The organism is Phocaeicola salanitronis DSM 18170 (assembly GCF_000190575.1).
Taxonomy (GTDB): Bacteria; Bacteroidota; Bacteroidia; order Bacteroidales; family Bacteroidaceae; genus Phocaeicola; species Phocaeicola salanitronis.
In genome coordinates this window covers 1,763,237-1,774,221 of record NC_015164.1, presented here as the reverse complement: position 1 = coordinate 1,774,221, position 10,985 = coordinate 1,763,237, and the positions used below count along the sequence as shown (strand labels likewise).

Genomic DNA, 10,985 nt, shown 5'->3' with positions numbered 1-10,985 from the left:
TTTTGTTTAATCATAAAAGACTGATAAATATGAAAATTCGAACATTTTTTTTAGTAGGAGCACTGGTAGCATTGTTTGCTGCCTCTCTTCCCGTCAACGCTTGCACCGGCATTACTTTGACCAGCCGGGACAGTACCGCCATCGTAGCACGCACCATTGAATGGGGCGGAAGCGACCTTAATAGCCAATACGTCATTGTTCCGCGCGGATATACCCAACATTCCTATACCCCCGATGGTACACAAGGCATGAGCTTTACCGCACGTTACGGCTACGTGGGGCTTGCCGTAGAACAAAAAGACTTTATAGCCGAAGGCATTAACGAAGCCGGCTTGTCGGCAGGGCTTTTTTATTTTCCCAATTACGGAGAATACGAAACTTACAATCCCTCCCAAAAAGACGCTAGCATTGCCGACCTGCAATTGGTATCGTGGATATTGGGCCAGTGCGCTACAATAGACGAAGTGATGGAGAGCGTCAGGCAGGCGCATGTCATCGCCATCGACCCGCGTGCCTCTACCGTACACTGGCGGTTTGCCGACCCTGCTGGCAGGCAAGTGGTACTGGAAATCACCGGCGGAGAACCCAAGTTTTACGAAAATACGTTGGGCGTGCTCACCAATTCTCCCGGATTCGAGTGGCACCTCACCAACCTCAATAATTACGTGAACCTCTATCCCGGCTCGGCTCCGTCCCAGCCGTTGGGAAACGTCCGCCTTGCCTCTTTCGGTGCTGGAAGCGGATTCCTCGGCATTCCGGGTGATGTCACTCCTCCCTCCCGTTTCGTCCGTGCAGCTTTCTATCAGGCTACGGCACCCCGGCAGGAGAATGCCGAAAAAACCGTGCTTCAAGCTTTCCAGATATTGAACAATTTTGATATCCCCGTAGGCATCGAGTTTGCCGGAGGAAAGGTTCCTGCCGATATACCCAGTGCCACCCAATGGACTTCGGCAACCGACATGAAGCACCGTATCATTTACTTCCGTACGATGTACAACAGCGAGATACGGAGCATCCGTCTCAAAGACATCGACTTTTCGAAAGTGTCCTATCAAGCCGTTCCCTTGGATAAAGTGAAACAGCAGCCCATACGGACTATTTCCATTACAGATTGTAGTCAATCAGAAATATGAATTGCGGGAAATGATAGCCTGCATGCAACATTTTCGCAAACCAATTTTGTTTTACGATATTATAGTAGAGCAAAGTTGGTTTGCGTTTGTGTTATCTGTGCTCTTCATGCTTCGTAAGCATCAGCGTTTTTTCATCTGTCTCACCACCCGCAGGGTCTGCATCACCACCGACAGGAATATCATCCCCAGTCCGGCATAAAAACTCGCGTTCAGGTCTTTCGCCTCGCCGAAGATAATCATGGCAAGGATGATGCTGTAGATAGGCTCCAGGTTGTAGGTCAGGTTGAACGTGAACGCCGAAATCCGTTTCAGCACCTGTATTTGCAGGATGTACAGGCATACCGTACAGAGCGAAGCCAATGCCAGCAGGCTGCCCCAGTCGGCGGCAGAAGGTACGAGCGACATTACCGGAAAGAAATGCAGGTAGAAAGGCAGCAGCAGGCTCAGCCCTGCGAAACCTCCTCCCATTTCATAGAGCAGCACGGTGCCCGACGGATAATCAGACGCCACCCGCTTGTTGCAGATGGTGAAGAGCGAAGCCAGTGCCGACGAGAGGATGCCCATCAGGATGCCCACACGGTAACGGGTATCGAAATGGAATATCAGCACGATGCCCGCCACGCCTATCAGGCTGAACAGCACCTCGCTTGCCGATACCCGGTGGCGGTTGATGAGCGGGTCGAACAGGGCGGTAAAGAAGCTCATCAGCGAGAGGCAGACCACGCCGATAGACACATTCGATGCCTTGATGCTGCCGTAGAAGAACAGCCAGTGCAAGGCAAGCAGCACACCCGTCGCGGCAATCCGTACCGCATCCCGACGTTGCACCTTGCGCAATTTGTCTAAAACAAACAACACGACATAAAACATCAGTGTGGCAAGCAGCAGCCGGTACCACACCAGCAGTCCTTCGTTCAGCGTAATCACACGCCCGAACACTCCCGTACCACCTGCTATCAGTACCGACAGGTGGAGTTTAAGTAAAGCTTCTTTCATCGTTTAACTGTTTTCCGGTGCAAAGGTAGTCATTTCTCCGTCGAACAGGCAATAGAGGAAATAAAGATTTATGCATATCCGCACTTTGCCCGGTTGGCTGTAGGGGCGTATCGCATGCGCCTGAAGACATCTGTGTGGATAAGTGGATGCATCCGGGCGTATGCGATACGTCCCTGCATGGGATGTTTGCGGGATTCAATGAAAGATTTTATACTATGAACGGTATGAATTTATGCATTTGGTTGATGTTACAGTTCCAGCATGCTGTCTCCGTTCACCGCACATTACTACACCACTATACTTTATCCATACGCAGATTATTTAAAAGGTTGTCGTTATTATCTTCTTGCTTTCACGATAACCTCGTCTGTTGTAAGATTAATAATCTTCCGCTTGTAAGATTAATAATCTTGCAGCCTGAAGATTAATAATCTTACAGCGGATGAACCTATATGCGCAGGGCTGACGCATTACTTAATAGACTGAAAATCAAACTAAGTTTGAAGAATCTCAGTGATACATCCTGTTTACAATAGCTTTTTTCTTTACTTTTGTCCTATATATTCAAGTTAAAAAACATCCAATGGAAATCATCTCAATACTCCGTACAATAAAGGATCCCCGTCGTGATCATTTAAGGGCACACAGTTTCGAGTGTATATTTTATATCGCAATGGCAGCAGTCATCGGCGGTGCGGAAAGCTGGTATGAGGTTGCCGATTTTGGTAAGATGCACGAGTCTTTCTTCCGCTCACGTATAAAGGACTTTAAATGTGTCCCTTCTCATGACACTTTCAATCGTGTATTTTCCCTTCTTTCTCCCAGTGAACTCGAAAATGGCTTTCGTACCTGGATACGTGAGATTTGCGGCAAATACCGTGGTCTTGTATCCATAGACGGTAAAGAGATACGCGGTGCACGTGAAGAGAAGAGTGGCGGCAGTTTTGAATCTCTGCGTATAGTAAGTGCTTGGGCGTCAGCCAACGGTGTCTCTCTAGGCCAGGAAAAGGTAAGTGACAAGAGCAACGAAATAAAGGCAATCCCTTTATTGATAAAGGCTCTTGACCTTGAAGGCTGTATAATTACCATTGATGCCATTGCCTGCCAGCATGAAATAGTAAGTACAATCATCGATGCAAAAGCTGACTATCTTATAAGTGTAAAGAAGAACCAGAAGAAACTTTATGAAACGATAGAAGGTTGGTTCTCTGATATTGACATATATGGAAACAATATTGACGGAATAGGTCATATACCTCAGACAAGATACAGGTACAGCATAACGGAAGAGAGTTCACATGGGCGCTTCGAGAGACGTGTATGTCAGGTATATAACAATGGAGTCCTGTCTAAAGTCTTGAAATGGAAAGGTGTAAACTCAGTGGTATGTTTGACTAATACGAAAAATACATAAAGTCAGGAAAGACAACAGTGGAGAGACACTACTACATAACATCCCTGCCATTGGATTCTGAACGTATAACTGAAACTATCAGAGGCCATTGGAGTATTGAGAACAATCTTCACTGGCAGCTTGATGTCTCATTCAATGAGGACAGTCAGAAAAAAAAGAAAAATGCGGCACAGAATTTTTCACTACTCAACAAGATTGCCATGACACAACTAAAAAACAACAAGAGAAAAGCAAGCCTTAAGGGTAAAAGAAAAATGGCGGGATGGAGTGATGAGTTTCTTGCAGAACTTTTAGATGCACCATGGCAAAATGATGAAATCAAGTAATGCGTCAGCCCTGGCTATATGCGTTTGGCGCCTCACCTATATCCGCAGGCTTCCGCAACCGGCTGCGTCTTGCTATGATATTATCTGGAAGGGCGGTGGTTGGCAAGCATTTCTCAGAGTCAGAAAATGCACATTTTGATGCCGCTAAAGTACAATCATGAATTGTTTTCTTCGATGTGCCGTTTCTTGAAAACAGCAGGTGATATGCCGCAATGCCGCTTAAAGAATTTTCCGAATGCCGACTGGTCGGAGAAGTGCAGCATTTCCGCCACATCTTGCACAGACAGCACAGGGTTGCGTAAGCATACTTTCGCTTCGGCGGCAAGCAATTCTTCCAGCATGGCACTTGCAGTCTTTCCGTGCAGCCGTTTCAAGGCGGCAGACAAGGCATCTGCCGATACACCCAGTTGTGCGGCATACCAGCTTACTCTGTGCTGCTCGCGGCAATACGTGTGAGCTAAGTAGAAGAATTGCGAAATAACGTCGTTCCAATGCGGGTCTGTATCGGAGCGTACAGTCTGTTGGCGATGGAAAAAAAGATTCCATAACTTATATTGCCAGGCGCAAGCCAATGTCTGTGCCAGTTCACGGCAAAACAACTGAGAGTCTGCCTTCAGGGTGGAGAACATCATTTCTTCCAGTCGGGACAAGTCACGGTCTTCATCTGCATTTACCGAAGTAAAGGGATGTTTGGCGAACTGCGCCATTCCTTCCGTTATTTTGCTGCGCATCGGGAGAGTCGCTTCCATGAAAAAATGTTGCTCCATCACAATGAAGCAGGCGCGATAGTTTCCTGCCAGGGTCACATCCTTCCATTCGCGGGATTTCAGAAAGTCTACATATACCGGAGAGTCGAATCCCAAGCGTTCGCCACTGGCTGTCAGCCTCAATTCACCTTTGTGCACCTGTAAGAACACATGCCATCCGTCAGGCAGCCATTCGCCGGACAAGCGGAAATTTGTTCCTTCCATACGGACCATTACCAGACTATTGTTGTAGGCAGCCCAATCCAGTTGCCCGTCAGAAGACAGATCTTTGCGAATCCAAGCTACCACTTTTTCCTTAAGACTTTCCATCATTGCTTGATTTTTCGCAAAAATAACAGAACCCAGTTGTCTTCCAAAGCCTTTTTCCACTTATTAGAACTATTAAAGCAAAAAAGCCTTAAGCTCCGGATTGAAACCAACAATATGTGAATCGTAACCAAAAGCATACCGATAGTGCTGTTTACATTTGCGGCAGATTTTAAGTTAAAAAAGCAAAGCAAATTAAGAATGAAAAGAATGTTAGCATGTGCAGGAATCGGTTGTCTGCTATTGGCAACGTCCTGCAAGGAAAAAACGGCAGGTGCAGGAGAGAGCACCTACAAGACCATGACTGTGGCGGTGGAAAGCCGTACGCTGACGCGCGATTATACCGCCGTCATCAACGGACGGCAAAGCGTGGAGATACGTCCGCAGGTAAGCGGCACCATCACTAATGTATGCATCGAAGAAGGAGCAAAAGTCAGCAAAGGACAAACTCTCTTCGTTATCGACCAAGTGCCTTATCAGGCGGCGTTGCAAACGGCTCTAGCCAATGTAAAGAGTGCGGAAGCATCTGTTGCCACCGCTAAGATGACGGCAAACAGCAAGGAAAATCTGTTTGAGGAACACGTCGTGTCGGCTTTCGACCTGCAAACGGCACGCAACTCGTTGCTGGAAGCCGAAGCCGCATTGGAGCAGGCGCAGGCTGCCGAAACCAGCGCACGGAATGATTTGTCGTATACAGAAGTGAAAAGTCCGGTAGACGGGGTGGCAAGCATGATACCCTATCGTGTAGGCGCACTGGTAGACGCTTCCATCACCACACCGCTCACCACGGTGTCGGATGATGAAGAAATGTATGTTTATTTCTCGATGACCGAAAACCAGATACTGACACTGGTGCGCGAGAGCGGGACCTTGGAAGAGGCAATGAAGCAGATGCCGGAAGTATCGCTTCGCCTGAGCGACGGGTTGATGTACACCCACAAAGGAAAGATAGACGCGATAAGCGGCACCATTGATTCCGGAACCGGAGCGGTCAGCCTGCGTGCCACTTTCCCCAACCCCGAACGGATGTTGCGGAACGGGGGAAGCGGAACCATTGTCTTCCCTTACCAGATGGACAGCGTGCTTGTTGTGCCGCAGGAGGCAACCTATGAAATACAAGACAAAGTGTTTGTTTATCGCGTGGTAGACGGCAAAGCGACATCGGCTTCTGTTACCGTCTTCCCGGTCAACGACGGCAAAGAATACATCGTGACACAAGGACTGAAAGCCGGCGATGTTATTGTAGCGGAAGGGGCAGGGCTTCTGCAAGAAGGTACACCGATTGCTATCGGACAATCGGAAAGCAATAACTGATAACATTTGTCTAATGAATGATTTTAACGGAAAACGATTATGAAATTACAAACTTTTATAAACCGCCCCATCCTTGCCTGTGTGATATCGGTGCTTATTCTGTTGGTGGGGCTTATCGGCTTGGCCAACCTGCCGATGGAGCAATACCCCGACATCGCTACGCCTACCGTCAGTGTGTCTGCTACCTATACGGGTGCCAATGCCGAGACGGTGCAGAAGTCGGTGGTCATTCCTTTGGAAGAAGCCATCAACGGCGTAGAAGACATGATTTACATGACTTCCACCTCTACTAATACCGGTGCCGGCGACATCACCGTCTACTTCAAGCAAGGTACCGACCCCGATATGGCGACCATCAACACCAAGAACCGTGTGAGCGAAGCCGAAGGACTGCTGCCTGCCGAAGTGACCCAAATCGGTGTAACGGTAGAAAAGCGGCAGAACTCGATGCTGAAAATCATCGCTCTCTATTCGCCCGATGACTCGTACGACCAGACATTCATCAACAACTACTTCAAAATCAACATCGAGCCTCGGCTGTCGCGTATCAGTGGCGTGGGAAACGTCAATGTCATGGGAGATGACTACGCCATGCGCATCTGGCTCGACCCGCAAAAGATGGCGCAATACGGACTGCTGCCTGCCGATGTGACGGCTGTGCTTGACGAGCAGAACGTGGAAGCAGCTACGGGTACTTTGGGTGAGGATTCGGAAAACGCGTTCCACTATACCTTGAAATACCGCGGACGCTACGAGAAGCCCGAAGAGTTCGGCAATCTGGTCATTACATCCTTGGAAAGTGGTGAAGTGCTCCGCTTGAAAGACATCGCCACCGTGGAACTGGGGACGCAAAGCTACAGCCACAGCAGTGAAGTAGACGGACATCCGGGAGCCACCGCCATGATTTCGCAAACGGCAGGCTCGAACGCCAACGAAATCATCAGCGAGATAGACAAACTGATGGAAGAAGTGCAGCAGGAACTGCCCAAAGGGCTGGTGCTGGTCGACCTGATGAGTACGAAAGAGTTTCTCGACGCTTCCATCCACGAAGTGGTGAAGACGTTGATAGAAGCCATTGTCCTTGTCGTCCTCGTAGTGTACGTTTTCCTGCAAAGCGTCCGTTCCACCATCATCCCGACCATATCCATTCTCGTGTCGCTGGTGGGAACATTTGCTTTCCTCTACGTGGCAGGATTCTCGCTGAACTTGCTGACCTTGTTTGCCCTTGTATTGGTCATCGGGACGGTGGTCGACGATGCAATTGTTGTTGTAGAAGCGGTGCAGGCACAGTTCGATGAAGGCATACGCTCGCCCTATCAGGCAACCAGCCGGGCGATGGACGGCATCGCGACGGCAATCGTCACTACCTCATTAGTTTTTATGGCGGTGTTTATCCCCACTTCGTTCATGGGTGGCACCAGCGGTACGTTCTACATGCAGTTCGGGCTGACCATGGCGGTAGCGGTAGGCATCTCCGCCGTCAATGCACTGACGCTGTGTCCTGCCCTCTGCGCCCTGCTGATGACTCCTCATGCCGATAAGGCGAGCGGACAGAAGCTGAGTTTCTCGTCCCGGTTCCACCAGGCATTCGAAACCTCGTTCAACCGCCTCGTGCTGCGTTATAAGAGCGGTGTGAAATGGTTCTTCCGACGCAAGTGGCTGGTAGGCGCGGGAGTCATCGCTTCCATCGCCCTGCTTGCGGTGTTGATGAAAAACACCAAAACCGGACTGGTGCCCGATGAAGACATGGGTACCGTTTTCGTCAACGTGACCACGCCTCCGGGCAGCAGTCTGTCGCAAACCATTAAGGCTATGGCGGAAGTGGAAGCCTGCCTCAAGGACATCCCACAGATAGAGCGTTACTCCAACGTGGCGGGCTACAGCATGTTGGGAGGACAGGCAGCCAGCGGCGGTATGCTCATCGTCAGGCTGAAAAATTGGGACGAACGGCAGGAGGGCGAAGACTACATCACCGCCGTTATCGAGGAGATATACCGCCGTACCGCCAACGTACACAGTGCCAAACTTTTCGCCTTTGCCCAACCCACCATCATGGGATATAGCACAGGAAGCGGTGTGGAAGTCTATATCCAAGACCGTGCCGGAGGCGACATCACGACCCTGAAAAGCCATGCCGACAAGTTTATCGCCGCACTAAACCAGCGTCCCGAAGTGCAAACGGCTTATTCCACCTTCGACACGAAGTTTCCCCAATACAAAGTGGAGGTGGACGCCGCACGGTGCAAGCGGATGGGCGTGTCGCCCACCGATGTGTTGAGCGTGATGTCGGGGTATATCGGAGGCAGCCACTCGTCCAACTTCAACCGTTTCTCCAAGCTCTACCGCGTTTATGTGCAGGCAGACAAGAATTTCCGCCTGGACACCGATGCGCTCAACAACATGTTTGTCCGCACCGATGAGGGGGGAATGGTTCCTATCGGGCAGTTCGTTACCCTGACCAAGACGTATGGTCCCGAAACCCTGACACGCTTCAACCTGTACAGCAGCATCCAGGTAAACGCCATGATGAACGACGGCTACAGCTCGGGCGATGTCATCAAGGCGGTGGAAGAAGTGGCGCAACAGACCTTGCCCGTGGGCTATGGTTACGAATACGGAGGCATCACCCGCGAAGAGGCGGGAAGCGGTTCGAATACCGTCATCGTGTTCGCCATCTGCATCGTATTCGTCTACCTCATCCTTTGCGCCCTTTACGAAAGCCTGTTCATTCCTTTGGCGGTTATGTTGAGTGTGCCGTTCGGGCTGTTGGGAAGCTTTGCCCTGAGCAACCTGTGTGGGCTGGAGAACAACATCTACATGCAGACCGGACTGATTATGCTCATCGGACTGCTGGCAAAAACAGCGATTCTGGTCACCGAATATGCAGCCACACGCCGCCGGCAGGGCATGAGTCTTGCCCAGGCAGCCGTATCCGCCGCAACTGTCCGCTTGCGCCCCATCATCATGACCGTTCTCTGTATGGTCATTGGTATGCTGCCCTTGGTGTTCGCTTCGGGTGCCGGAGCCAATGGAAACATTTCGTTGGGTACCGGAGTGGTAGGCGGTATGATTGTGGGTACCCTTGCCTTACTCTTTGCAGTACCTGCACTGTTCATCGTCTTCCAAGCCATGCAGGAACGGTTGATGCCTGCAAGAAAGCACGGTGATGATTAACTTTTTGCTTTGCGATTTGTGGGCGCACCGCCATACACGGTATGGTACCGCGTCCGCAAAAAGCAAGGTATGATGTTCTGATATATTTTTATTTCGACACACCTTATTATATATATGAGAAAACTATTATTCACAACCGCAACGGTATGTCTATTGGGAAGTTGCGGCATTTACAACCGATACGAACGCCCGGAACTCTCCGTAGCGGCAGACAGCCTTTACCGGACAGAAGTAAAGGCTGATACCGCTTCTTCGGTCGCAGACCTGTCGTGGAAAGAACTTTTCACCGACCCTTATCTGCAAGCCTTGATACAACAGGCATTGGAAATGAACACCGACCTGCGTATCGCTTACCTGAAAGTGAAAGAAATGCAGGCACAGCTTGTCTCTGCCAAACTTGCTTACCTCCCTTCCGTGCAGCTTGACCCTCAAGGCACACTGAGCAGCCTGGATGGCAGCAAAGCCAGCAAGACATACGAGGTAGGGGCTTCGGCAAGCTGGGAAATAGATATTTTCGGCAAACTGACCAATGCCAAACGCAGCGCACGTGCCGCACTGGAGGAAAGCGATGCTTACCGTCAAGCTGTACAAACCCAACTGATAGCCACTGTAGCAGACAGTTATTACACCCTCCTGATGCTGGACGAACAGGAGCGCATCACATCCGAAACGGTTGCAAGCTGGAAAGATTACGTCCATAGCCTCTATGTACTGATGCAGGCAGGTGAAGCCGACCGTGCCACCGTAAGCCAGGCAGAGGCGAGCCGTGCCTCGGCAGAAGCATCCCTGCTCAGCCTGCAACAACAAATAGCTGAAACAGAGAACAGTTTGTCTTCCGTCTTGGGTGAAGTGTCTCACCGTATCCAGCGCGGGAACCTGAGCAATCAGCGGTTTCCTCAACGCCTGTCTACAGGGGTACCTCTCGAACTGCTCTCCCGCCGTCCCGACATCCGGCAGGCTGAGGCAGCATTGAAACAGGCTTTTTATGCCACCAACCAGGCACGTGCCGCTTTTTATCCCAGCATTACGTTAAGCGGTTCGGCAGGTTGGACCAATAACGGAGAAGCCGTCGTTACAAACCCGGGGAGTTGGCTGCTGCAAGCCATCGGGTCTTTGGTACAGCCTATATTCAATCGTGGGCAGAACATTGCCAATCTGAAAACAGCGAAGGCACAACAGGAAGAAGCCTTGCTCACATTCCGGCAATCGCTGCTCGATGCCGGAAAAGAAGTGAATAACGCTCTTATCCAATGGCAAACCGCCCGTGAACGTATCCGGCTGGACGAGGAACAGGTGAAACATCTGCAAACAACAGTTCACGACACTGAACTGCTGATGGAATACGGCACGACCAATTACCTGCAAGTGCTCACCGCCCGCCAGTCGCTCTTGTCTGCAAGGCTGGATTGTGCTTCGGACTGTTATCAGGAAATCCAGGGTGTCATCAACTTGTATCATGCCTTGGGTGGAGGCGCAGAGGCAGATTTATGACTTTCATGCTCTATATGCAGGGTCTGCTTGTGAAAGCCGGCTCTTCAAGCCATCCCCGCCACAC

The 10,985-nt window shown here is 50.4% G+C and carries 8 protein-coding genes; 6 read left to right on the top strand and 2 right to left on the bottom strand.

The genetic code is table 11. The features are described from left to right. Window positions 1-29 precede the first annotated feature (29 nt). Window positions 30-1,133, top strand: a complete 1,104-nt coding sequence (locus BACSA_RS07785) for a linear amide C-N hydrolase (RefSeq protein ID WP_013617562.1) — start codon at window positions 30-32, stop codon at window positions 1,131-1,133. Between the two features lie 120 nt (window positions 1,134-1,253). Here the strand turns inward: BACSA_RS07785 and BACSA_RS07780 are convergent, their stop codons facing one another. Next, a complete protein-coding gene (locus tag BACSA_RS07780) occupies window positions 1,254-2,129 on the bottom strand; it encodes a DMT family transporter (protein ID WP_013617561.1) in 876 nt (291 codons plus the stop codon). Between the two features lie 583 nt (window positions 2,130-2,712). Between BACSA_RS07780 and BACSA_RS07775 the strand changes: the two genes are divergently transcribed. Further along, window positions 2,713-3,543: an ISAs1 family transposase gene (locus BACSA_RS07775; RefSeq protein ID WP_262501254.1), complete on the top strand. Its 831-nt coding sequence runs from the start codon at window positions 2,713-2,715 to the stop codon at window positions 3,541-3,543. 50 nt (window positions 3,544-3,593) lie between these two features. Next, window positions 3,594-3,869 carry a hypothetical protein gene (locus BACSA_RS20740; protein ID WP_262501253.1) on the top strand — a complete coding sequence of 92 codons (276 nt, stop codon included), beginning with the start codon at window positions 3,594-3,596 and terminating at the stop codon, window positions 3,867-3,869. 155 nt (window positions 3,870-4,024) lie between these two features. Here the strand turns inward: BACSA_RS20740 and BACSA_RS07770 are convergent, their stop codons facing one another. Continuing rightward, the gene (locus BACSA_RS07770; RefSeq protein WP_013617560.1) at window positions 4,025-4,948 is read right to left on the bottom strand and encodes a helix-turn-helix domain-containing protein; all 924 of its coding nucleotides are present in this window, start codon (window positions 4,946-4,948) and stop codon (window positions 4,025-4,027) included. Between the two features lie 195 nt (window positions 4,949-5,143). Between BACSA_RS07770 and BACSA_RS07765 the strand changes: the two genes are divergently transcribed. The 3 genes from BACSA_RS07765 (at window position 5,144) to BACSA_RS07755 (ending at window position 10,921) form a co-directional block, all read left to right on the top strand. After that, window positions 5,144-6,256 carry an efflux RND transporter periplasmic adaptor subunit gene (locus tag BACSA_RS07765; RefSeq protein ID WP_041583934.1) on the top strand — a complete coding sequence of 371 codons (1,113 nt, stop codon included), beginning with the start codon at window positions 5,144-5,146 and terminating at the stop codon, window positions 6,254-6,256. 39 nt (window positions 6,257-6,295) lie between these two features. Continuing rightward, window positions 6,296-9,430 carry an efflux RND transporter permease subunit gene (locus BACSA_RS07760; protein WP_013617558.1) on the top strand — a complete coding sequence of 1,045 codons (3,135 nt, stop codon included), beginning with the start codon at window positions 6,296-6,298 and terminating at the stop codon, window positions 9,428-9,430. Between the two features lie 114 nt (window positions 9,431-9,544). Further along, the gene (locus BACSA_RS07755) at window positions 9,545-10,921 is read left to right on the top strand and encodes an efflux transporter outer membrane subunit (RefSeq protein WP_013617557.1); all 1,377 of its coding nucleotides are present in this window, start codon (window positions 9,545-9,547) and stop codon (window positions 10,919-10,921) included. Window positions 10,922-10,985: the final 64 nt, after the last annotated feature.